Origin of the sequence: Streptomyces sp. NPDC126497, assembly GCF_040302425.1 — a bacterium.
In the GTDB taxonomy this organism is placed as follows: domain Bacteria; phylum Actinomycetota; class Actinomycetes; order Streptomycetales; family Streptomycetaceae; genus Streptomyces.
Genome location: NZ_JBEORT010000017.1, coordinates 44,781 through 66,776 on the forward strand (window position 1 = coordinate 44,781; position 21,996 = coordinate 66,776).

Annotated in this window: 21 protein-coding genes and 1 riboswitch; of the genes, 11 read left to right on the forward strand and 10 right to left on the reverse strand. The window is 72.5% G+C overall.

All coding sequences use genetic code 11. From position 1 onward, the window contains the following. Window position 1: 1 nt before the first annotated feature. Entirely contained in the window at window positions 2-502 is a 501-nt protein-coding gene (locus ABTY20_RS11370; protein ID WP_351996740.1) for a hypothetical protein, read from the reverse strand. A gap of 50 nt (window positions 503-552) precedes the next feature. Between ABTY20_RS11370 and ABTY20_RS11375 the strand changes: the two genes are divergently transcribed. Beyond that, the gene (locus tag ABTY20_RS11375) at window positions 553-1,956 is read left to right on the forward strand and encodes a M1 family metallopeptidase (protein WP_351996741.1); all 1,404 of its coding nucleotides are present in this window, start codon (window positions 553-555) and stop codon (window positions 1,954-1,956) included. A gap of 71 nt (window positions 1,957-2,027) precedes the next feature. Here the strand turns inward: ABTY20_RS11375 and ABTY20_RS11380 are convergent, their stop codons facing one another. Further along, entirely contained in the window at window positions 2,028-2,603 is a 576-nt protein-coding gene (locus tag ABTY20_RS11380; RefSeq protein ID WP_010035999.1) for a TerD family protein, read from the reverse strand. Between the two features lie 189 nt (window positions 2,604-2,792). On the opposite strand from ABTY20_RS11380, the gene arfB reads away from it, so the two are divergent. Next, entirely contained in the window at window positions 2,793-3,230 is a 438-nt protein-coding gene (arfB, locus tag ABTY20_RS11385; RefSeq protein ID WP_351996775.1) for an alternative ribosome rescue aminoacyl-tRNA hydrolase ArfB, read from the forward strand. 220 nt (window positions 3,231-3,450) lie between these two features. On the opposite strand, the gene ABTY20_RS11390 is transcribed toward arfB, so the two are convergent. Then, window positions 3,451-3,924: a GNAT family N-acetyltransferase gene (locus ABTY20_RS11390; protein ID WP_351996742.1), complete on the reverse strand. Its 474-nt coding sequence runs from the start codon at window positions 3,922-3,924 to the stop codon at window positions 3,451-3,453. Window positions 3,925-3,988: 64 nt separating this feature from the next. Further along, the gene (locus ABTY20_RS11395) at window positions 3,989-4,570 is read right to left on the reverse strand and encodes a flavin reductase family protein (protein ID WP_351996743.1); all 582 of its coding nucleotides are present in this window, start codon (window positions 4,568-4,570) and stop codon (window positions 3,989-3,991) included. Window positions 4,571-4,885: 315 nt separating this feature from the next. Between ABTY20_RS11395 and cdgB the strand changes: the two genes are divergently transcribed. Both cdgB and ABTY20_RS11405 read left to right on the forward strand, forming a co-directional pair. Next, complete coding sequence (gene cdgB, locus ABTY20_RS11400) at window positions 4,886-6,583, forward strand: diguanylate cyclase CdgB (protein WP_351996744.1); 1,698 nt, start codon at window positions 4,886-4,888, stop codon at window positions 6,581-6,583. Between the two features lie 117 nt (window positions 6,584-6,700). Next, the gene (locus ABTY20_RS11405; protein ID WP_351996745.1) at window positions 6,701-7,642 is read left to right on the forward strand and encodes a carbohydrate-binding protein; all 942 of its coding nucleotides are present in this window, start codon (window positions 6,701-6,703) and stop codon (window positions 7,640-7,642) included. Here the strand turns inward: ABTY20_RS11405 and ABTY20_RS11410 are convergent. The 3 genes from ABTY20_RS11410 to ABTY20_RS11420 all read right to left on the reverse strand — a co-directional run bounded on the left by ABTY20_RS11410 (window position 7,632) and on the right by ABTY20_RS11420 (window position 10,803). Continuing rightward, a complete protein-coding gene (locus ABTY20_RS11410; RefSeq protein WP_351996746.1) occupies window positions 7,632-8,585 on the reverse strand; it encodes a 1-phosphofructokinase family hexose kinase in 954 nt (317 codons plus the stop codon). The genes ABTY20_RS11405 and ABTY20_RS11410 overlap by 11 nt on opposite strands. A 119-nt stretch (window positions 8,586-8,704) precedes the next feature. Next, window positions 8,705-9,859: an N-acetylglucosamine-6-phosphate deacetylase gene (gene nagA, locus ABTY20_RS11415; RefSeq protein WP_351996747.1), complete on the reverse strand. Its 1,155-nt coding sequence runs from the start codon at window positions 9,857-9,859 to the stop codon at window positions 8,705-8,707. Further along, on the reverse strand, window positions 9,859-10,803 hold the full coding sequence (locus ABTY20_RS11420; protein ID WP_351996748.1) for an ROK family protein: 945 nt from the start codon (window positions 10,801-10,803) through the stop codon (window positions 9,859-9,861). Before ABTY20_RS11420 ends, nagA begins: the two co-directional genes overlap by 1 nt. Before the next feature lie 121 nt (window positions 10,804-10,924). Between ABTY20_RS11420 and ABTY20_RS11425 the strand changes: the two genes are divergently transcribed. Further along, window positions 10,925-12,193, forward strand: a complete 1,269-nt coding sequence (locus ABTY20_RS11425) for an extracellular solute-binding protein (protein ID WP_351996749.1) — start codon at window positions 10,925-10,927, stop codon at window positions 12,191-12,193. Between the two features lie 10 nt (window positions 12,194-12,203). After that, a complete protein-coding gene (locus ABTY20_RS11430; protein WP_351996750.1) occupies window positions 12,204-12,458 on the forward strand; it encodes a DUF3263 domain-containing protein in 255 nt (84 codons plus the stop codon). A gap of 118 nt (window positions 12,459-12,576) precedes the next feature. Here ABTY20_RS11430 and otsB read toward each other — a convergent pair whose 3' ends face one another. Genes otsB through ABTY20_RS11445 form a run of 3 tightly spaced genes read right to left on the reverse strand, consistent with a single transcriptional unit; the run spans window position 12,577 to window position 15,895 of the window. Next, window positions 12,577-13,437: a trehalose-phosphatase gene (gene otsB, locus ABTY20_RS11435; protein WP_351996751.1), complete on the reverse strand. Its 861-nt coding sequence runs from the start codon at window positions 13,435-13,437 to the stop codon at window positions 12,577-12,579. Window positions 13,438-13,494: 57 nt separating this feature from the next. After that, on the reverse strand, window positions 13,495-14,892 hold the full coding sequence (locus ABTY20_RS11440) for an alpha,alpha-trehalose-phosphate synthase (UDP-forming) (RefSeq protein ID WP_351996752.1): 1,398 nt from the start codon (window positions 14,890-14,892) through the stop codon (window positions 13,495-13,497). Between the two features lie 58 nt (window positions 14,893-14,950). Beyond that, window positions 14,951-15,895 (reverse strand): glucosyl-3-phosphoglycerate synthase, encoded by a 945-nt coding sequence (locus ABTY20_RS11445; protein ID WP_351996776.1) that lies wholly within the window; start codon window positions 15,893-15,895, stop codon window positions 14,951-14,953. A 136-nt stretch (window positions 15,896-16,031) separates the two neighbouring features. Then, window positions 16,032-16,188, forward strand: a riboswitch (SAM riboswitch). A gap of 18 nt (window positions 16,189-16,206) precedes the next feature. Here ABTY20_RS11445 and thrC point away from each other — a divergent pair. The 5 genes from thrC (at window position 16,207) to ABTY20_RS11470 (ending at window position 21,858) form a co-directional block, all read left to right on the forward strand. Further along, the gene (thrC, locus tag ABTY20_RS11450) at window positions 16,207-17,514 is read left to right on the forward strand and encodes a threonine synthase (protein WP_351996753.1); all 1,308 of its coding nucleotides are present in this window, start codon (window positions 16,207-16,209) and stop codon (window positions 17,512-17,514) included. Between the two features lie 118 nt (window positions 17,515-17,632). Then, window positions 17,633-17,908 (forward strand): ubiquitin-like small modifier protein 1, encoded by a 276-nt coding sequence (locus ABTY20_RS11455; RefSeq protein ID WP_351996754.1) that lies wholly within the window; start codon window positions 17,633-17,635, stop codon window positions 17,906-17,908. Between the two features lie 430 nt (window positions 17,909-18,338). Further along, on the forward strand, window positions 18,339-18,542 hold the full coding sequence (locus tag ABTY20_RS11460) for a cold-shock protein (protein WP_004929928.1): 204 nt from the start codon (window positions 18,339-18,341) through the stop codon (window positions 18,540-18,542). 335 nt (window positions 18,543-18,877) lie between these two features. Next, complete coding sequence (gene groL / locus ABTY20_RS11465; protein ID WP_351996755.1) at window positions 18,878-20,500, forward strand: chaperonin GroEL; 1,623 nt, start codon at window positions 18,878-18,880, stop codon at window positions 20,498-20,500. 227 nt (window positions 20,501-20,727) lie between these two features. Then, the gene (locus ABTY20_RS11470) at window positions 20,728-21,858 is read left to right on the forward strand and encodes an NADH:flavin oxidoreductase (RefSeq protein WP_351996756.1); all 1,131 of its coding nucleotides are present in this window, start codon (window positions 20,728-20,730) and stop codon (window positions 21,856-21,858) included. Window positions 21,859-21,996: the final 138 nt, after the last annotated feature.

Sequence of the window (21,996 nt, forward strand, 5' to 3'; positions counted from 1 at the left end):
GCTACTTCAGGCGGGGATAGCGGGCCTGGAGGGTCCAGACGGCCGGGTTCTCGCCGAGGTCCTCGTGGAGGTCGGTCAGGTCGGCGAGGAGGTCGTGGAGGAAGTCGCGGGCCTCGCGGCGCAGCTCGGTGTGGGAGAAGGTCAGCGGGGGCTCGGAGGCGGGCAGCCACTCCGCCTCGATGTCCACCCAGCCGAAGCGGCGCTCGAAGAGCAGGCGGTCGGTGGACTCGGTGAAGTCCAGCTCCGCGTGCTGGGGACGGGAGGCGCGGGAGCCGGCCGGGTCCCGGTCGATCCGCTCCACGATGTCGCACAGCGCCCACGCGAAGTCGAGCACCGGCACCCATCCCCAGGCTGTGGACAGTTCGCGGTCCGACGTCGTGTCGGCGAGGTAGACGTCCCCGCAGAAGAGGTCGTGCCGCAGGGCGTGGACGTCCGCGCGGCGGTAGTCGGTCTGCGGGGGGTCGGGGAAGCGGTTGGAGAGGGCGTAGCCGATGTCGAGCACGTGGGTGATGGTGCCACGTCGTGGCGCGCCGTCCCTCATAGGATCCCGGGGTGCGCCCTCACCGCCCCGGCTCCCGCAGCGCCCTCGCCGCCCTGCTCGTGGTGTCGGCGGCCGCCTGCGGGGGAGGACCGGGGGCTCCGGCCGGCGGTTCCGGTGTGGGCGACCCGTACTTCCCGAAGGCCGGCAACGGCGGTTACGACGTCCGCCACTACGCCCTCGACCTCGCCTACGACCCCCGCGCGCACCGTCTCACCGGTACCGCGGTGATCACCGCCCGGGCGGCGGAGGACCTCTCCGCGCTCAATCTCGACCTCGAGGGCCTCGACGTCGAGGAGGTCACCGTGGACGGCGCGGCCGCCCGCTGGAGCCGGACGGGGCAGGAGCTGACCGTCCGCCCGCGCGAGGCGGTGCGCGGCACCTTCCGGGTGACCGTCCGCTATGCAGGCGCCCCGGTGACCGTCACCGATCCGGACGGTTCCGAGGAGGGCTGGCTGCGCACCGCCGACGGGGCGCTGGCGCTGGGGCAGCCGGTGGGGTCGACGGCGTGGTTCCCGGGCAACCACCACCCCTCCGACAAGGCGACGTACTCCCTGGCGGTGACCGTGCCGGAGGGGGTGCGGGCGGTGTCCAACGGGGAGCCGGCCGGTGAGGAGCGGAAGGGGGACCGCACGACGTACCGCTGGCGCACCGGCGAGCCGATGGCGAGCTACCTCGCGACGCTGGCCGTCGGCCGGTACGACGTCCGCCGCACGACGACCGCCGGCGGGCTGCCCGTGTACACGGCCGTCGATCCGGAGCAGGCGGAGGCGAGCCGCGCGTCCCTGGCGCGGCTCCCCGAGGTGCTGGCGTGGGCGGAACGGACCTTCGGCCCGTACCCCTTCTCCTCCGCGGGTGTGATCGTCGAGCGCCCGGAGGACGCCGGGTACGCCCTGGAGACCCAGAGCCGGCCCGTCTTCCCCGGGGCCCCCGACACCGGGCTGCTGGTCCACGAGATCGCCCACCAGTGGTACGGCGACTCGGTCACCCCGAGGACCTGGCGGGACATGTGGCTCAACGAGGGCTTCGCGACCTACGCGGAGTGGCTGTGGCGGGAGGAGCACGGCGGTGACACGGCGCAGCGGACCTTCGACGCGCTGTACGCCGGCGGGTACGTCCCGGACGCGGGCGCCGAGGAGGAGCTCTGGTCCTTCCCGCCCGCCGAGCCGCCGGACGCGGCGCACCTCTCCGCCGCTCCCGTGTACGGGCGGGGCGCGATGGTCCTGCACAAGGTCCGGCAGACGGTCGGCGACGACGCCTTCCGGGACCTGCTCCGGGGCTGGGCGCGGGCGCACCGCCACGGCAACGCGGACACCGGCGACTTCACGGCGTTCGTGGAGAGGTCGGCTCCGGACCGGGACTTCGCGGGGATCTGGGAGGACTGGCTGTACGGCGCGGGGCGACCGGAGCGGCCCTGAGCGTGTGCCGGAGGCCCGGCCGGGCGGGTCACCGCCCGGCCGGGGGCTCCGTCACGGGAGGCGGGCGTCCGTCAGACGTTGACGCCGAAGTCCTGGGCGATGCCCACGAGGCCCGAGGCGTAGCCCTGGCCGACGGCGCGGAACTTCCACTCCGCGCCGTTGCGGTACAGCTCGCCGAAGACCATGGCGGTCTCGGTGGCCGCGTCCTCGGAGAGGTCGTAGCGGGCGATCTCGGCGCCCCCGGCCTGGTTGACGATGCGGATGTAGGCGTTGCGCACCTGGCCGAAGTTCTGCGAGCGGTTCTCGGCGTCGTAGATCGACACCGGGAAGACGATCTTGTCGATGTCGGCCGGGAGCGCGGCCAGGTTGACGTTGATCGCCTCGTCGTCGCCGGCGCCCTCGCCGGTGCGGTTGTCACCCGTGTGGACGATGGAGTTGTCCGGGGTCTGCTTGTTGTTGAAGAACACGAAGTGGGCGTCCGAGTAGACCTTGCCCTGCGTGTTGACCGCGATCGCGGAGGCGTCGAGGTCGAAGTCCGTGCCGGTGGTGGTGCGGACGTCCCAGCCGAGGCCCACGGTGACGGCGGTCAGGCCCGGAGCCTCCTTGGTGAGCGAGACGTTGCCACCCTTGGACAGGCTTACAGCCATTGTTGGGAGTCCCTTCCCTCGTTTACGTACGGCTAGAAGCTACAGCTACCCCATTGAACGTGGAGAGGGGCGCGAGAGGTTCCAGGTCCCTTTACTTTCTTTACCCGTGTCCCCCGACCCCCGGTCCCCGGACCGGGGGTCGGGGGACACGGGATATTCGCGTGACGTGGCCCGGTCAGGCGCGGGAACCTGTACGGCATGTCCGGTCCCTATCTCATCCGCGGCTCCGTCCCGCTGCCCGAGGCCGAGCTCATGTGGCGTTTCTCGCGGTCGTCCGGGCCCGGCGGACAGCATGTGAACACCAGTGACTCCCAGGTCGAGCTGCGTTTCGACCTCGCCCGCACCGAGGCGTTGCCCGAGGTGTGGAAGGAACGGGCGCTGGAGCGGCTGGCCGGGCGGCTGACCGGTGGGGTGATCACCGTCCGCGCTTCGGAGCACCGCTCGCAGTGGCGCAACCGCGAGACCGCCGCGGTGCGCCTCGCGGCGCTGCTCGCGGAGGCGACCGCGCCTCCGCCGAGGCCGCGCCGGCCGACGCGTGTCCCGCGCGGGATCAACGAGCGGCGGCTGCGGGAGAAGAAGCAGCGGTCCGAGACCAAGCGGGGGCGCTCCGCGCGGGACTGGGGGTGACCCCCGGCTCCCCCTGGGCGCGGCCCCGGTGGCTCCTGCGGAGGCGTCGGGCCGGAGGTCCGGGGACGCTGCGTGGACGGCCCTGCGGGTCCGTCGCGGTCGGTCGCGCAAGTTCCCGCGCCCCTTCGGGGCGCGCCCGTGCGGCGGTAGGCGCGCGCGGGGGCGGTCCCGCGTCTCCTCGGGGCGCTGGGCCCGGTGTCCGGACAAGGGCCCCGGCGTTTCAGTCCAGGTCCAGTACGCCCACCGTCTCGCCCTCGACGACCTCTCCGGTCCTGCGGAAGCCCAGGCCCAGGTAGAAGCCCTCGGGGCCGTCGTCACCGGGGTGCCAGGTGACGTGGAACTCGCGGGCGCCCCGGCGGCGGAGCTCCTCGGCCACCGACTCCACGGCGAAGCGGCCGTAGCCCTTGCCCTGCTCCTCCGCCGCGATGTTCAGCCGCCACAGGCCGGAGCGGACGACGCTGCCGCCGTCCTCGTGCCAGTCGATGTCGAGGAAGGCCATCAGGAAGCCGACCGCGCGGTCGCCGTCCATGATCAGGCGGGGCCAGGCGGAGTCCGGACGGACGTATGCCTCGGCGAGGGATTTCACCACCGGCGCGACGGCGAATTCCTGGTCGGGGCGGACCCGTATGCCGAGGGCGGCCTCGAGATTCCCGGGGGTGATCTCTTCGAGGCGAAGTGCCGTGGTCGTCGTCATCCGGGCACCCTAGGCGGGCACATCCCGTCCGGTAAAAGGGATTTCGGTGACGGCGTCAAAGCGTTCAGCCCAACTGCCGGTAACGGCCCCGGAAATACGTCAGCGGACCGCCCTCCGCACTCGGCACCCGGGCCGTCAGGACGCGGCCGATCACCAGCGTGTGGTCCCCGGCCGGCACCCGCTGCTCGGTGCGGCACTCCAGGGTCGCCAGCGCGCCGCCCACCAGCGGGGCCCCGCTGTGCTCGCCGCGCAGGTACGGGATGTCGGCGAAGAGCAGGCGGTCGCTGACCCGGCCCTTCATCGCGAAGCGGCCCGCGACGTGCCGCTGGCTCTCGGAGAGCACGGAGACCCCCCACAGCGGCTGCTCGTCGAGGAGGTCGTCCATGCGGGAGCCGTTGCGCAGGCTGACCAGCACCAGCGGCGGGTCCAGGGAGACCGACATGAACGCGGTGGCCGTCATGCCGACGTCCTCGCCGGCCGGCGCCGAGGGGTCGTCGGGGTCCAGTGGCGGCTCCTGCGCGGTCACCAGGACCACGCCGGCGGCCAGCCGGGACAGGGCGGCTCGGAACTCGTCGTTGCTCACCCCCTCAGCATGCCGGGCGGCGGACGCAGCGGTGATCGTGGGCGGGGCGGAAGTGTTCGGCACGCCGGAAACGCTAATCTCCGCTCCACGGGCCCCGCATCGGGCCCCGGTCCGAGCCGGGGCCTAGGACCAACGCCCGAGACGGGCACAGGCCCTGCACAAGCACCACGAAAAAAGCGTTCGGTGAGCATGCGGAAAACCGCGGAGAGAGCACGCAATTGCTCACGTTTATCTGTGACTTGAGTCACAAGGGGCAAGAATTGTTGACCCTGTGTACCGAGTGGGCAGCGCGCTGTGATTCAGTGGCGGGGAAGCTGCTGGGACGATACGCCGAAGACAACCCTTGATTCGCTGCGAGGTCTCGGGGGGAGGGCGAGGATGGAGACCGAGTCGGAACCCTACGTCCGTCTTGCGTCGCTGCGGCAACTGCACCAGGCCATGGCCGACATGAACACGGCCCGCAGCCTGGCGGACACGCTGCAGACGGTCGCCGACGGCGTCGTGGGCGCCCTCGGGTACGAGCTGGCGTGCGTCAATCTCGTGCGCCCCGACGGCGATCTCGTGGTCGCCGCCCTGGCCGGGAACTCCGCCGCCGAGGCCCTCATCACCGGCCGGGTCGGCTCCCGCGGGTCCTGGGACCGCCGGCTGAACATGGGCGAGCGCTGGGGCGACCTGGTCTTCATACCGCACACCGAGGGCTGGGTCCTCGACGACGACGACGTCCCGCAGTGGTACACCGACGGGCCCGCGCCCCGCTTCGAGGACGAGTGGCACCCCTCCGACCGGCTCTTCGCCCCGATGCACGCCCCCGGCCCGCAGGGCGGCGGCACCTCCGGGGAACTGGTCGGCGTCCTCTCCGTGGACCGCCCGCGCAACGGCCGGCGGCCCGGCGCCTGGGGCCGCGAGGCCCTGCAGATGTACGCCTTCCAGGCCGCCATCGCCATCAGCAACGCGCGTCTGCGCGCCAACATGCAGCGCGCCCTGGTCCGCCTCGAGCGCGACCAGCAGGCGCTGCGGGCCAGTGAGGAAAGCTTCCGGCAGGCCTTCGAGTACGCCCCCTCCGGCATGGCCATCGCCGAGATGGGCGGCGACCAGCACGGCCGGATCCTGCGCACCAACGACGCCCTGTGCCGCCTCCTGGGCCGCCCCGCCTCCGCGATGCGCCGCTACTCCTTCTCCGACCTGGTCCACCCCGAGGACATCGGCACCCTGCTGCGCACCTCCGCCGAGGGCGGCCGGGCCGAGCTGCGCCTGGGCCGCCGCGACGGCACCTACGTCTGGGTGTCGCTGCGCAACTCGGTCGTCGCCGACGCCGCCGACGGCCCCCGCTTCCTGCTCACCCACGTCGAGGACATAGAGGAACGCAAGCGCCGCGAGCTCCAGCTCGCCCACCGCGCCTCCCACGACTCGCTCACCGGGCTGCCGAACTCCGCCGAGCTGCGGTCCCGGCTGTCCGCCCGGCTGTGCCGGCAGCAGCCGCAGAGCGCGCCGCCCGCCTCCGTCGACTCCATGGAGCCCTTCGAGTCCTTCGACTCCGCGGACTCCTTCGGCGCCGCCTACGGCCCGCCCGTCTTCGACCGGGGCCACGACTTCGACTTCCCGCCGGGCGCCGACCAGTGCGAGGGATACGACCACCACGTGCACACCGTCGCGCCGGCCGCGGAGTTCGACGACGGCGCCAAGGGGCTCGCGGTGCTCTTCTGCGACCTCGACGGCTTCAAGTCGATCAACGACCGGTTCGGGCACAACGCGGGTGACGCGGTCCTCATCGAGGTGGCCCGCCGGCTCAGCAACGGCGTGCGGGACGGCGACACCGTCGCCCGGCTCGGCGGCGACGAGTTCGTGATACTCGCCGACGGGCTCGGCCGGGCCGACGCCCAGGACCTCGCCGTACGGCTGCGCAACGAGATCATCCAGCCCATCCGGGCCGAGGGACGGGCCGTGCGGGTCGGGGCCAGCTTCGGCATCGGGTGGGCGCACTGCGGGATGACGGCGGACGAAGTGTTGAAGTCCGCCGACGAACGGATGTACGTCGAGAAACGATCTCGTCCCAAACAACATCGGCGTGCGGGATGAACCACAGGTCAGTGGTTTGATGCGATCCGGGTCACCCGTTCGGGCCATGGGAAGCGGGTAGGCTCGTCTTCTCCACCCCTCGTACCGCACCCGATCCGCAGCTAGGAGCACCAAGGGATGACGGCCGGCAACAACGGCGCGAGCACGCCGGAGGACGACGACCCGTTCGGCTACCTCTACGCCGACGGGCAGGCCAGCGGGGCTCAGCCGCCGTCCGGGGGCTACGGCTACCCGAACTCGGTCAACCGGGTGCGTCCGGTCGGAACCCGCCAGTACGGCCAGCCGGGCCCCGCCCCGCAGGCACCGCAGCAGCAGGGCGTCTACGGCCAGCCGAGCGCCCACTACGCCGCCCCCGAGACGCTGCCCGGCGGCGCCCCCACCGCCCACTCACCCCAGCCGTCGCACGGCGGCGGGGGCGGCCGGGGCCGCGGTCCGAACACCAAGGGCCTGCTCATCGGCGCGATCGCGGTGGTCGCCGCGGTCGTGATCGGCATCGGCGTGGCCATGATCGGCGGCGACGACGAGGACGGCGGCGACGACCAGGCGGGCTCCACGCCGACCCAGACCCAGCAGAGCGGCGAACCGACCCCCTCGGCGAGCAAGGGCGAGGACGAGGAGGAGGCGGCGGAGCTGCCCACCGCCGACGCGAAGGCGATGCGGCTGGGCGGCACGGCCACCCTCGCGTCGGACGTCGAGGGCGCGCAGTCCGACGGCGGCATCTACGTGTCCAACCTCAACCAGCCGGGGAACTCGGTCACCTGGACCGTCAACGACATCCCGAAGGACGGCACCTACACCGTCTTCGTGCGCTACAGCACCACCGACGAGCCCCAGTCGATGACGCTCACCGTCAACGGCAAGGAGTTCGGCTCCAAGCTCAACATGGACAACTTCGCGCACGCCGGGGACGGCGACTTCTCCAAGGGCTGGACCCAGACCTTCGCCTGGCCGACGCTCAACAAGGGCAGCAACACCATCTCGGTCTCCTGCGCCGACGGGGACAAGTGCAACGTCCTGCTGGACCAGCTGTGGCTGAAGGAGGGCCAGGTCAAGAAGTGACCCGGTGCGGGCCCTGCGCCGCGTTCGCCTCCCCGGTCACCGTGACCCCGGTCAGCAGCTCCTCGTAGGCCGCCCGGTCGAACTCGCCCGCCGCCGGGGACAGGACCGTCGCCGCCGCCAGGGCCGCCGCCCGGGCGAGGCGGTCGGGCCAGGGGCGGTGCTCCACCAGGGCCGAGAGCAGGCCCGCGACGGCCGCGTCGCCGGCGCCGGTCGGGTTGCCGCGCAGCCGCCGCGGCGGGGCCGCGCGCCAACGGCCCTCGGGGGTCACCGCGAGCAGGCCCTCCGCGCCCAGCGAGGCGACCACCGCGCCCGCGCCGCGCCGGCGGGCGTCCCGGGTGGCGGTCAGCGGTTCGTGGGAGCCGGTGAGCTCGGCCAGTTCGTCGGCGTTCGGCTTGAGGATGTCGGGCCGTCCGGCGACCCCGCGGCGCAGCGCCGCGCCGCTGGTGTCGAGGAGGGTGGGGACCCCGGCCGCGCGGGCGGTGCGCAGCAGGCCCGCGTACGCGCCCACCGGGACGCCCGGGGGCAGGCTGCCGCACAGGGCCACCGCCGAGGCGGAGGCCAGCAGGTCCTCGTACACCCCCTGGAACGCGGACCACTCGGCGGGGCCGATCGCCGGGCCGGGCTCGTTGAGCAGGGTGGTGCCGCCGGAGCGCTCGTCCACGACCGCGACGGTGCGCCGGGTCGGGCCGGAGACCGGGACCAGCGCGTCCGTCAGGTGCGGCACCCCGGAGAGCCGGTCCCGCAGGACGCGGCCCGTCGTACCGCCCGAGAAGCCGGTGACCGTCACCTCGTGGCCGAGGGCCGCGAGCACCCGCGCCACGTTGACGCCCTTGCCGCCGGGGCGTTCCGTCACCTCGGAGACCCGGTGCGGGGCATGCGGCCGCAGGGACGGCACGCGATAGGTGATGTCGAGAGCGGTGTTCAACGTGACCGTGAGGATCACCGGGCCGACCTCCCCTTTTGCCTGCGCTTCCACGTGTCCCGGGGGCACGATCATGCCAAACGGACGGCGGTCGGCCCACCCCTCGGGCCGGCCGTCGTCCGGTGCGGCCGCGGGACGGATCAGCCCAGTCGGGGATCGACCACCCATTCCCCCCGGCGCATGACGCCCACCAGGTCGAACCCGTCGTCCAGGACCACCAGGTCGGCGTCCTTCCCGGGCTCCAGGGAGCCGATCCGGTCGTCCAGGCCGAGCAGCCGCGCCGGGTTGGCGGAGATCGCCCGCACGACGTCCTCGACGGACAGCCCGTCCACCGTCACCGCCCGCTTGAAGGCGCGGTCCAGGGTGAGCGTGGAGCCGGCGATCGAGCCGCCCTCCACCAGCCGGGCCACCCCGTCCGCGACCTCGACCTCCAGCGGGCCCAGCATGTAGCGGCCGTCGCCGAAGCCGGCCGCGTCCATCGCGTCGGTGATGAAGGCGACCCGGTCGGCGCCCGCGTGGTGGAAGGCCAGCCGGAGCGCGGCCGGATGCAGGTGGGTGCCGTCGTTGATCAGCTCGACGGTGACCCGCTCGTCCTCCAGGAGGGCGGTGATCGGGCCGGGCGCGCGGTGGCCGAGCGGGGGCATCGCGTTGAACAGGTGGGTGGCGACGGTCGCGCCCGCGTCGATGGCCCGCAGCGTCTGCTCGTAGGTGGCGTCGGTGTGCCCGACGGCCGCGATCACCCCGTGCTCGGCGAGCAGCCGCACGGAGTCCAGGCCGCCCGGCAGCTCGGTGGCCAGCGTCATCATCCGCGCCTGTCCGTGCGCCGCGTCGACCAGCTTGCGCACCTCGGCCGGGTCGGGGTCGCGCAGCAGCCCCTCGTCGTGCGCGCCCTTGCGGCACGGGGAGATGAACGGCCCCTCGAAGTGGATGCCGGCGATCTCCCCCTGCTGGGCCAGCTCGGCGAGCATCCCGGCCTGCCGGGCGAGGAAGTCCAGGTCGCCGGTGACGGCGGAGGCGACCACCGTGGTGGTGCCGTGCGCGCGGTGGGTGCGCACGCCCTTCAGGACGTCCTCGGCGGTGCCGCCGGTGAAGGACGCCCCGCCGCCGCCGTGGTTGTGGAGGTCGACGAAGCCGGGGACCACCCAGTGGCCGCTCAGGTCGACCGTCCCGGCCGCCGGGGAACCTCCCGGCGCCGCGTCCGCGATCCGGGTGCCCTCGACGGTCACGCGGCCGCCGTCCACGGTCCCGGTGGGCAGGACCACCCGGGCGCCGGCGAGAACCTTGGTGGGGGCCATCAGGTGGTTACCTCCGAGAGGTCAGTGGTGTCGATCAGGTCTCGGGCGAGGAGTCCCGCGCCCAGGCACCCGGCGGTGTCCCCGAGGGCCGCGGGGACCAGGGACGGCGGCTTCTGGAAGGTGATCCGCCGCCGGACGGCCTCCCGCAGCGGTGTGAACAAGGTTTCCCCCGCCTCGGCGAGCCCGCCACCGATGATCAGGGTGCGGGGGTCCAGCAGGGTGAGCGCGGTGACCAGCCCGTCGGCGAGCGCGTCCACCGCCTCCTGCCACACCCGGCGGGCCCGTGCGTCCCCGGACTCGACGGCCTTCGCGCAGTCCGCCGCGTCCGCGCCCGGATCCCCGCAGGCCGCGGCCCACGCCCCGCCCACCGCGGCGGCGGAGGCGAACCGCTCCAGACAGCCGCGCTGCCCGCACGGGCAGGGGGCGCCCCGGGGCCGTACGACGATGTGGCCGATCTCGCCCGCGAAGCCGTGCGCGCCCGCCTCCACCCGGCCGTCGATGCCGATGGCGCCCGCGATGCCGGTGCCCAGCGCCACGAACAGGAAGCGGTCGGCGCCCCGGCCCGCCCCGACGCGGCCCTCGGCGAGACCGCCGGTGCGCACGTCGTGGCCGAGGGCGACGGGGACGCCGCCGAGGCGTTCGGTGAGCAGCGCGCGCAGCGGGACGTCGCGCCAGCCGAGGTTGACCGCGTGGACGGCGACGCCCTCCGCCTCGTCGACGATCCCGGGGACGGCGACGCCGGCGGCGGACGCGGGCTCGCCGTACCGGCGGACGCCCTCGGCGCGCAGGTCGGCCGCGAAGTCGAGGACGTCCGCGACGACCGCGTCCGGGCCGCGCTCGCGGCCGGTGGGACGGCGGGCCCGGTGCAGCAGCTCGCCGTCCGCTCCGACCAGGGCGGCCTTCATCCCGGTGCCGCCCACGTCGAGGGCGATGACATGTCTCACGGGGGACAGTGTGGACCGGCTACCCGCAAGAGGTCTAGTCCATTCACGTGGTGTAGACCTTATTCCGGATATCGGAATGTTCTCGAAAGGCGCGGGAGCGCCGGAGCAAGGAGCAGGGCACGTGCAGCGGCGGGTCAGGACAAGGGCGATCGCGGTGGTCTCCGCACTGGGACTGACGGGAGTCCTCGGCGGATGCGGGGTCGGCGGCGGGTCCTCCGAGGTGACCCTGAAGCTGGTCGCCGCCGACTACGGCGACAGCGCGGCCGACAGCTCCGAGAAGTACTGGGCCGACCTGGTCGAGCGGTACGAGGCCGAGCACCCCGACGTGAGGATCGACGTGGAGGTCCACTCCTGGAACGACGTCGACCGCGAGGTCAGGGAGATGGTCGACGCGGGCGACCCGCCGGACATGGCGCAGATCGGCGCGTACGCCGACTACGCGGCCGAGGGCAGGCTCTACAAGGCCGGCGACCTGCTCTCCATCCCCGTCCAGGCGGACTTCCTCGCCCAGCTGACCGCCGCGGGCGAGGTCAACAGCGTGCAGTACGGCATGCCGTTCGCCTCCTCCACGCGCGTGCTCTTCTACAACAAGAAGCTGTTCGCCGAGGCCGGCGCCACCCCGCCGCGGACCTGGGACGAGCTCGCCGCGGCCGCCGAGGCGCTCGAGGCGAACGGCGTGAAGTACCCGTACGCGCTGCCGCTCGGCCCGGAGGAGGCGCAGGCCGAGACCATGCAGTGGATGCTCAGCGGTGACGGCGGCTACACCGACATCACGGGCGCGTACAGCATCGACTCCGCGCAGAACGTCGAGACCTTCGCCTGGCTGAAGGACGAACTGGTCGGCAAGGGCCTGACCGGTCCCGTCGCGCCCGGCAAGCTCGACCGGGCCGACGCGTTCGCGGCGTTCGCCGCCGGGGACGTCGGCATGCTCAACGGGCACCCCTCGCTGATGGAGACGGCGAAGGAGAAGGGCGTGGAGTTCGGCATGGTGCCCACACCGGGCGTCGACGGCGAGAGCCCGGCCACGCTCGGCGTCGCCGACTGGATGACGGCCTTCAAGGAGAACGGCCACCGCGACCAGGTCGGCGACTTCCTCGACTTCGTCTACAGCGAGGAGAACGTGCTCGCCTTCTCCCGCGAGTACAACCTGCTGCCGGTCACCACCTCCGCCTCCCGGACGATGGCCGCCTCCGACCGGGACAAGGACCTCAGGCCCTTCCTCGACCAGCTGGCGACCTCGGAGCTCTACCCGGTCGGCAACACCTCCTGGGCGACGGTCAGCGCGGCGGTCAAGAAGCAGATCGGCAAGGCGGTCGCCCCGAACGGCAGCCCCGCCGGCGTCCTCGGCGGACTCCAGGCCACGGCGACGCGCGCGGAGACCGCGGAGTAGCCTGCGGGGCATGGACACGGGGGACGAGGAACACGGGGCCGGCCGGCTGGCCCGCCGCGAACAGGACATCCTCGCGCTGGAACGCCGCGGCTTCTCCGGGCCCGGCGTGAAGGAGCGCGCGATCCGCGAGGAACTGGGCCTGGCCCCCGTCCGCTACTACCAGCTCCTCAACGCCCTCCTCGACGACCCCCGCGCCCTCGCCCACGACCCGGTCACGGTCAACCGCCTGCGCCGCGTACGGGAGACCCGCCGCGGGGAGCGCTGAGCACCCGCGCCGCCCCTCCCGCCCCCGGGAGGGGCGGGGACCGGCCCTCCGGCGTTCGAGGAGCGGGATCCGGGGCCGGAGGAGCCCCGGGAAGGGGCGGCGCGGGCGGGAGGACCCGTCAGGACATCCGCTCCGCCAGCGCCCGCAGCAGCCGGACGACCCCCGCCGGCCCGTCGACCACCACGTCCGCCCGCTCCCTCAGCTCCGTGACCTCGTCGCTGCCGCTGCACACCAGCAGCCCCGGCACACCGGCCGAACGGAGCTTGTCGACGGCCGTGTAGGCGGCCAGGTCGCCCAGGTCGTCACCGGCGTAGAGGACCGAACCGGCGCCGATCTCCCGGGCGTACTCCTCCAGGGCGACGCCCTTGTCCATGCCGGGCGGGCGCAGCTCCAGGACCATGCGGCCGGGCTCGACCACGAGCCCGTGCCGGGCGGCCAGCCCGGCGAGCGGCTCGCGCAGGGCCTCGAACGCGGCCTGCGGGTCGGCGGCCCTGCGGGTGTGGACGGCCACCGCCCGCCCCTTCTCCTCGATCCACGTGCCCTGCCACGCGCCGACCCGGTCGAGCAGCCCCGGCAGCTCCGCACGGGCGCCGGCGACCCCGGGGTGCGGGGCGGGCGCGGTGACCGTCCCGGTGACGGCGTCCCAGCGCTCGGCGCCGTAGTGACCGAGAACGACGAGGTGCTCGAGCCCGGGGACGCCCGCGAAGCCCCCGTGCCGCACCGCGACCCCCGCCGGCCGGCCCGTGACGACCGCGACCGAGGCCACCCGGGGCGCGAGCGCGGCGAGCGCGCCGACCGCGCCCGGGTGGGCGCGGGCCTGCTCGGGATCGGCCACGATCGGCGCGAGCGTCCCGTCGAAGTCGAGTCCGATCAGTGCCTTCCCGGGCCGCGCGAGAAGCGCCTCCAGCCCGTCCTGCCCGGCCTGCGTGGCGGGAGTGTGCATGGCGTCCGGGTCCGTGGAATCCGTGTGGCTGCCCATACGCCCAACCTATCCACGCGCGCCCCCTCGCACGCCTGTGTGCCCCGCCATACCGGATCAGCCGGGCGTGACCTCCCGCAGCGCCTCCAGCTGCTCCAGGAACCAGCGTGCCGGGGGCAGCGCGGTCGCCGCCGCGGCCAGGCGCTTGGCGCGCCCGGCGCGTTCCTCCGGGGCCATCGTCAGGGCCTCGTGCAGGGCGCCGGCGGTCTCGACGACGTCGTACGGGTTGACGGTGATCGCGTCCTCGCCCAGCTCCTCGTGGGCGCCCGCCTCCCGCGACAGCACCAGCGCGCAGCCGGCGTCGGAGACGACCGGGACCTCCTTGGCGACCAGGTTCATGCCGTCGCGGATCGGGTTGACCAGCGCCACGTCCGCCAGCCGGTACGCGGCGAGCGAGCGGGCGAAGTCGTCCCTGACGTGCAGCACGACCGGCCGCCAGCCGGGCGTGCCGTACCGCTCGTTGATCTCCTCCGCGAGCCGTCGCACCTCGGCGGTGTAGTCGCGGTACACGGCGAGGTCCTGCCGGGAGGGGTAGGCGAACGCGACGTGCACGACGCGCTCGCGCCACTCGGGGCGGTCCTCCAGGAGCTGCCGGTAGGCCAGCAGTCCGCGCACGATGTTCTTCGACAGTTCGGTCCGGTCGACCCGCACGATCGTCCGGCGCCCCTCGCCGATCTCCTCGCGGAGCGCGGTCATCCGCTCCTCGACGTCGGCCTCGTGGGACCGGGCGCGCAGGAAGTCCGCGTCCGCGCCGAGGCCGTGCACCCCGACGCGCGTCGTGCCGAGCCCGTCCGCGAACCGCTCGCAGCACGCGGTGAACGCGTCCGCCCAGCGGTGGGTGAGGAAGCCGAGCCGGTCGGCGCCCAGCATCCCGCGCAGCACCTGCCGCGCGATGTCGCCGGGCAGCATCGCGAAGTACTCCGGCGGCGCCCACGGCGTGTGCGAGAAGTGCGCGATGCGCAGGTCGGGGCGGAGCTCCCGGAGCATCCCGGGGACCAGCGTGAGGTGGTAGTCCTGCACCAGCACCGCCGCGCCCGGCGCCGCCTCCTCGGCCAGCGCCTCGGCGAACGCGCGGTTGTAGGCCTCGTACGACGCCCACTGGCGGCGGAACTCCGCGTCGAAGACCGGCTCCAGCGGCGTCTGGTACAGCATGTGGTGCACGAACCACAGCACCGAGTTGGCGATCCCGTTGTACGCGTCGGCGTGCACGTCCGCCGGGACGTCCAGCATCCGCACGCCGTCCTCGCCGACCCCGCGCCGCACCGCCTCGCGGTCGCCGTCGGACAGCGCCGAGCACACCCACAGCGCCCCGGCGTCCGGCCCGATCGCGGACAGCCCGGACACCAGTCCGCCGCCGCCCCGCCTGGCCTGCAGCGACCCGTCTTCCTCCACCGTGTACGAGACCGGCCCGCGATTCGACGCGACCAGCACCTGAGCACCCTGCGTGACAGCCATACGCCTCAACCTAGCCCGGCCCCACCGGCCTCAAACGCACGGACCGGCCGCACCCGGGTCAGGCCACCCGCCGTGTCCGGTACTCCGCGATCTCCGTCATCGGCGGGCGTTCCTCCGTGTCCACGGGGTGCGTACGGGGGGCGAAGGTGTTGCCGACCCGCTCGAACTGGGTGAGCGCGGGGCGTATCAGGTGGCTGCGGGCCAGGCGGAGCTGGGCGGTGCGGTAGATCGTGGCGGCCATGCGGCCGAGGGCCTGGCCGTCCTGGTGGCGGTGCTTGCGGACGCCGACGTCGACCTGGGCGAGGGCGTCCAGGCCGACCAGGTGCAGGGCGTCGACCAGCATGCCGAGCTCGACGCCGTACCCGACCGGGAACGGGAGCCGTTCGAGCAGGCTCCGGCGGGCCGCGTACTCGCCGCCCAGCGGCTGGACGAAGCCGGCCAGCTGGGGCCAGTGCATGTTCAGCAGCGGGCGGGCCATCAGCTCGGTGACCCGGCCGCCCTGGCCGGCCGCGGTGCCGAGCGGACGGTCGTACATGGCCTTGACCAGCTGCACGTCCGGCTCGGTGAGCAGCGGGCCGACGATGCCGGAGACGAAGTCGGAGGAGAACTCCCGCAGGTCCGCGTCGACGAAGCACACGATGTCACCGCGGGTGACCAGCAGCGACCGCCACAGCACCTCGCCCTTGCCGGGCACGGCCGGGATGCGGGGGAGGATCACGTCGCGGTGGACGACGCGGGCGCCCGCCGCCGCGGCCACCTCCGACGTGCGGTCGGTCGACCCGGAGTCCACGACCACGACCTCGTCGACGAGCGGCACCCGCCGCACCAGATCGCGGCGGATCACCGTCACGATGTCGCCGACCGTCGCTTCCTCGTTGAGGGCGGGCAGCACCACGCTCACCGTCCGGCCCGTGGCGCGCTTGGCGGCCAGGAGCTGGTGCGGCGGCCGGTCGGTCACCGACCAGGAACGCTCGCCCAACCAGCGCTCGACTTCTTCCAGCACGGTCAGCGGCTCCTCACTTCTGTGATCCATCTCGCGGTTCGGACGACTATCTCAAATGCCCCGCCCGTCGGTTACAGTCTTGAACAGCGCGGAAGCCCACCGCAGGTCGGGGGGTGTCGCGCGGACAACTGAACACCGCTCATCCAGAGGGGCAGAGGGACACGGCCCGATGAAGCCCCGGCAACCCTCCAGCCGGTTCTCGTAGATCACTGTTGATCTTTTCCGCGAGGCTCCTGGCTAGGGAAGGTGCCAAATCCGTCTCACGGCGAGATGCGTCGTGAGGAAGATGAGGAGAAAGGGCCTCGCCTCACATGGCTGTGCACACTGTTGCAACCACCACCGATTCCACCGTAGGCGCATCCGCCTCTTCCGTCGACTTGGGCCCCGCCGCCGCCCTTTCCTGCCGCGAATGCGGACACCGGGTCCCCCTCGGTCCCGTCTTCGCCTGCGAGGAGTGTTTCGGCCCGCTGGAGATCGCGTACGACTTCTCGGCCCACGACACCGAGGAGCTCCGCAAGCGGATCGAAGCGGGACCGGCGAACATCTGGCGCTACGCGCCGCTGCTGCCCGTCCCGGCGGACGTGGCCACCAAGCCGAACCTGAACCCCGGCTGGACCAAGCTCGTCCAGGCCGACAACCTCGCCCGCGAGCTGGGCGTCGAGGCCGGCAAGCTGTTCGTCAAGGACGACTCCGGCAACCCCACGCACTCCTTCAAGGACCGCGTCGTCGCCCAGGCCATCGAGGCCGCCCGCGCCTTCGGCTTCACCACCCTGTCCTGCTCCTCCACCGGCAACCTGGCCGGCGCCGTCGGCGCCGCCGCGGCCCGCGCCGGCTTCCGGTCCTGCGTGTTCATCCCGCACGACCTGGAGCAGGGCAAGGTCGTCATGGCCGCCGTCTACGGCGGCGAGCTCGTCGGCATCGAGGGCAACTACGACGACGTGAACCGTTTCTGCTCCGAGCTGATCGGCGACCCGGCCGGCGAGGGCTGGGGCTTCGTCAACGTCAACCTGCGGCCGTACTACGCGGAGGGGTCGAAGACTCTCGCGTACGAGATCTGCGAGCAGCTCGGCTGGCGGCTGCCGGACCAGATCGTGATCCCGATCGCCTCCGGCTCGCAGCTCACGAAGATCGACAAGGGGCTGCAGGAGCTGATCGGGCTCGGTCTGGTCGAGGACAAGCCCTACAAGATCTTCGGTGCGCAGGCGGAGGGCTGCTCGCCGGTGTCGACCGCCTACAAGGCGGGGCACGACGTCGTGCGTCCGCAGAAGCCGGACACGATCGCCAAGTCGCTGGCGATCGGCAACCCGGCGGACGGGCCGTACGTCCTGGACATCGCGCGGCGCACGGGCGGTGCGGTGGAGGACGTGGACGACGGGCGGATCGTCGAGGCGATCAAGCTGCTCGCGCGCACGGAGGGGATCTTCGCGGAGACCGCGGGGGGCGTGACCGTGGGGGTCACCAGGAAGCTCCTCGAGAGCGGGGCGCTCGACCCGTCCCTGACCACGGTCGTGCTCAACACCGGGGACGGTCTCAAGACGCTGGACGCGGTCGCCGGTACGGGACTCACCGCGACGATCCGTCCCAGCCTGGAGTCGTTCCGCGAGGCCGGGCTCGCCTAGGGCCCGTCTCGCCGTTCCCGTCCGCGGGGCGGTGGGGCCCGGTCGCGTCCACGCGGCGACAGCCGCGTACCGGCACGGCCCCACGCCCCCGGCAAGTCACCCGACCGGAGGTTTTGTCGTGAGCGTCACCGTTCGTATCCCCACCATCCTGCGCACCTACACGGGTGGGCAGGCCGAGGTCGCCGCCGAGGGCGCCACCCTCGGCGAGGTCATCCAGGACCTGGAGAAGAACCACACCGGGATCGCCGCCCGGGTGCTGGACGACCAGGGCAAGCTGCGGCGGTTCGTGAACGTCTACGTCAACGACGACGACGTGCGGTTCGAGCAGGGCCTCGACACGCCCACCCCGGACGGGGCCGGCGTGTCGATCATCCCGGCGGTGGCCGGCGGCTGATCATTACCTGCGGTAACACCAGTTACCGGGCGTGCGGGACATCGCCCCCTCCGTGAGAGAAGCGGAGGGGGCGATTCCATGGGATTGAGCGCGATAGAGTTGGGGAAAGCGCCCCCGATCCACTGATCGAAGACGCCGAATTCCTGCCGCGGACCCGACTGGATGCAGCCAAAGTGCGGGTCCCTTTTGCGGTGTCTGAGCCCTTTATGCGGCCCGTCTTGCCCCGTAATCAGGCGAATTCTCGCCAGATTCCGGACCGGTGGCGTCCAGATTTCTCGTCCGACTGACCTGTTGCAGACGGCAGTTGGGCAGATACATTCAGCCGCGGTCGACGCGTTCCGGCGCACGCCCCCAACCGTTGGGGGGTGAGGTCTGACCCGGATCCGCGAAGTGTGGATCTGTGCAAGGGCCAGTAATAGGGGAGTTAGGCATGGCTCAGGGCACCGTCAAGTGGTTCAACGCGGAGAAGGGGTACGGCTTCATCGCGGTCGACGGTGGTGCGGATGTTTTCGTCCACTACAGCGCGATCCAGATGGACGGCTACCGCACCCTCGAAGAAGGCCAGCGGGTCGAGTTCGAGATCTCGCAGGGTCAGAAGGGCCCGCAGGCCGACATGGTTCGTCTCAGCGCCTGAACGCGCTACCTGCCGCAAGCATCTTCTGCCGGCGAAGGGCCCGCATCCTCCGGGATGCGGGCCCTTCGCCGTGCCCGGACCGGTGCGCGCCGGCGCGTGCCGGTGTTCGCGTGCGGCTGAGCGCCCCGCGTCTCTCCCCCCGGGCGCTTGCACTCGCATGGGTCGAGTGCTAATCATTGGCGTTAGCACTCTGAAGGTGAGAGTGACAACGAAGGACCGGGTCGGTGAGGCCCGCAGGCCGTGTGGGGCAAGGAACCACGGGTCGGCGAGCCGTCCGTCGCGGGCGCGGGCGCGGTCCGAAGGAATCACCCCCAGTCCTGGAGGGACCACTTCACATGGCCAAGATCATCGCGTTCGACGAGGAGGCGCGGCGCGGCCTCGAGCGCGGCATGAACCAGCTCGCGGACGCCGTCAAGGTGACGCTCGGCCCCAAGGGCCGCAACGTCGTCCTCGAGAAGAAGTGGGGCGCCCCCACGATCACCAACGATGGTGTCTCCATCGCCAAGGAGATCGAGCTCGAGGACCCGTACGAGAAGATCGGCGCCGAGCTGGTCAAGGAAGTCGCCAAGAAGACGGACGACGTCGCCGGTGACGGTACGACCACCGCGACCGTTCTCGCCCAGGCCCTGGTCAGGGAGGGCCTGCGCAACGTCGCCGCCGGCGCCAACCCGATGGCTCTGAAGCGCGGCATCGAGCAGGCCGTCGAGGCCGTCTCCGGTGCCCTGCTGGAGCAGGCGAAGGACGTCGAGACCAAGGAGCAGATCGCCTCCACGGCCTCCATCTCCGCCGCCGACACCCAGATCGGCGAGCTCATCGCCGAGGCCATGGACAAGGTCGGCAAGGAAGGCGTCATCACCGTCGAGGAGTCCCAGACCTTCGGTCTGGAGCTGGAGCTCACCGAGGGCATGCGCTTCGACAAGGGCTACATCTCGGCGTACTTCGCCACCGACATGGAGCGTATGGAGGCCGTCCTCGACGACCCGTACATCCTGATCGCCAACTCCAAGGTCTCCAACGTCAAGGACCTGCTCCCGCTCCTGGAGAAGGTCATGCAGTCGGGCAAGCCGCTGCTGATCATCGCCGAGGACGTCGAGGGCGAGGCCCTGTCGACCCTGGTCGTCAACAAGATCCGCGGCACCTTCAAGTCCGTCGCCGTCAAGGCTCCGGGCTTCGGCGACCGCCGCAAGGCCATGCTCGGCGACATCGCCATCCTCACGGGCGGCGAGGTCATCTCCGAGGAGGTCGGCCTCAAGCTGGAGAACGCGACGCTCGACCTGCTGGGCAAGGCCCGCAAGGTCGTCATCACCAAGGACGAGACCACCATCGTCGACGGTGCCGGCTCGGCCGACCAGGTCCAGGGCCGCGTGAACCAGATCCGCGCCGAGATCGAGAACAGCGACTCGGACTACGACCGCGAGAAGCTGCAGGAGCGCCTGGCGAAGCTCGCCGGCGGTGTCGCGGTCATCAAGGCCGGCGCCGCCACCGAGGTGGAGCTCAAGGAGCGCAAGCACCGCATCGAGGACGCCGTCCGCAACGCGAAGGCCGCCGTCGAGGAGGGCATCGTCGCCGGTGGTGGCGTGGCCCTGCTGCAGGCCTCCCAGGTCTTCGAGAAGCTGGAGCTCGACGGTGACGAGGCGACCGGCGCCAACGCCGTGAAGCTCGCGCTGGAGGCCCCGCTGAAGCAGATCGCCGTCAACGGCGGTCTCGAGGGCGGCGTCGTCGTGGAGAAGGTCCGCAACCTCCAGGTCGGCCACGGTCTGAACGCCGCGACCGGTGAGTATGTCGACATGATCGCCGAGGGCATCATCGACCCGGCGAAGGTGACCCGTTCCGCGCTGCAGAACGCCGCCTCCATCGCCGCGCTGTTCCTCACCACCGAGGCCGTCATCGCCGACAAGCCGGAGAAGGCCGCTGCCCCGGCCGGCGGCGGCATGCCGGGCGGTGACATGGACTTCTGATCCCTCCGGGATCGGATCCGTCCGTCGCACACCGAGGGCGGCACCCCCTGCTTGCGGCAGGGGGTGCCGCCCTCGGGCTTTCCGGCCGGCGCACGGAGTGGACCCCGCGTGACAGGGGTCACATTCGAGTCCGAGGGGAATGCCTCCCGCCGTCTCCCGGTTGTGCCGTGTGTGCATTTAATGCATGTACACATACTCACCGGTATTCGCAGTAGAGGAGCCCTCACGTGACCGTCACCTCCCCGGACACCGCGACCCGAGCCGCCGGGATCCTCTCCCGGCCGGCCACGATCAACGGCCTGACCGTCCCCAACCGCATCGCCATGGCGCCGATGACCCGGATGTTCTCGCCGGGCGGTGTTCCCGGTGAGGACGTGCTGTCGTACTACGCGCGCCGCGCCGCCGCCGGTGTCGGACTGATCGTCACCGAGGGGACGTACGTGGGGCACGAGTCGGCCGGGCAGAGCGACCGGGTGCCGCGGTTCCACGGGGAGGAGCAGCTCGCGGGCTGGGCGAAGGTCGCCGAGGCGGTGCACGCGGCGGGCGGCACGATCGTGCCGCAGCTCTGGCACATCGGCATGGTCCGCGAGCAGGGGCAGGCGCCGTATCCCGAGGCTCCGGCGGTCGGCCCGTCCGGGGTGCGCACGGACGGCACCGAGGGCAAGGGCAAGGCGATGACGCAGACCGACATCGACGACGTCGTCGCCGCGTTCGCCCGGGCGGCCGCCGACGCCGAGCGCATCGGCTTCGACGGCGTGGAGCTGCACGGCGCCCACGGCTACCTCGTCGACCAGTTCCTGTGGTCCGGCACCAACCGCCGCACCGACGCCTACGGCGGCGACCCGGTGGCCCGCGCGAAGTTCGCCGCGGAGGTCGTGGCCGCGGTGCGCGCGGCCGTGTCGCCGGAGTTCCCGGTCATCTTCCGCTACTCGCAGTGGAAGCAGGACGCCTACGACGCCCGGCTCGCCGAGACGCCCCAGGAGCTGGAGGCGATCCTCGCCCCGCTCGCCGCGGCCGGTGTCGACGCCTTCCACGCGTCCACGCGCCGCTACTGGCTCCCGGAGTTCGAGGACTCCGACCTCAACCTGGCCGGCTGGACGAAGAAGCTGACCGGCAGGCCCGCCATCACCGTCGGCTCCGTCGGCCTGAAGGGCGAGTTCCTCGAGGCCTTCCAGGGGCGGGGCGCCGAGCTCGGCAGCCTCGACGACCTGCTCGACCGGATGGAGCGCGACGAGTTCGACCTCGTCGCCGTCGGCCGCGCGCTGCTCCAGGACCCGAACTGGGCGGCCAAGGTGCTGGCCGGCCGCTTCGACGAGCTGGCGCCCTACGACGCGGCGTCCCTGCAGACGCTGAGCTGAGCCGACCGGTCCGCGCGCCGCGTCGGCGGCGGAGGAAGCCGCCGCCGGCCGTGTGCCCGAGGCTGCGGAGGCCTCCCGGGCGTGGCGCCGGTCCGCATTGCCGACGGCCGCCGCCCCCCGGTTAGCCGGGCGGGGGGC

What these genes read in the sequence shown, in the direction of transcription:
- ABTY20_RS11380 (WP_010035999.1), bottom strand. Translation starts at nt 2,603, where the DNA reads ATGGCTGTAAGCCTGTCCAAGGGTGGCAACGTCTCGCTCACCAAGGAG.
- ABTY20_RS11390 (WP_351996742.1), bottom strand. Translation starts at nt 3,924, where the DNA reads ATGACGACGACCACGGCACTTCGCCTCGAAGAGATCACCCCCGGGAAT.
- cdgB (WP_351996744.1), top strand. Translation starts at nt 4,886, where the DNA reads ATGGAGACCGAGTCGGAACCCTACGTCCGTCTTGCGTCGCTGCGGCAA.
- ABTY20_RS11405 (WP_351996745.1), top strand. Translation starts at nt 6,701, where the DNA reads ATGACGGCCGGCAACAACGGCGCGAGCACGCCGGAGGACGACGACCCG.
- nagA (WP_351996747.1), bottom strand. Translation starts at nt 9,859, where the DNA reads ATGGCCCCCACCAAGGTTCTCGCCGGCGCCCGGGTGGTCCTGCCCACC.
- ABTY20_RS11430 (WP_351996750.1), top strand. Translation starts at nt 12,204, where the DNA reads ATGGACACGGGGGACGAGGAACACGGGGCCGGCCGGCTGGCCCGCCGC.
- otsB (WP_351996751.1), bottom strand. Translation starts at nt 13,437, where the DNA reads ATGGGCAGCCACACGGATTCCACGGACCCGGACGCCATGCACACTCCC.
- ABTY20_RS11440 (WP_351996752.1), bottom strand. Translation starts at nt 14,892, where the DNA reads ATGGCTGTCACGCAGGGTGCTCAGGTGCTGGTCGCGTCGAATCGCGGG.
- thrC (WP_351996753.1), top strand. Translation starts at nt 16,207, where the DNA reads ATGGCTGTGCACACTGTTGCAACCACCACCGATTCCACCGTAGGCGCA.
- ABTY20_RS11460 (WP_004929928.1), top strand. Translation starts at nt 18,339, where the DNA reads ATGGCTCAGGGCACCGTCAAGTGGTTCAACGCGGAGAAGGGGTACGGC.
- groL (WP_351996755.1), top strand. Translation starts at nt 18,878, where the DNA reads ATGGCCAAGATCATCGCGTTCGACGAGGAGGCGCGGCGCGGCCTCGAG.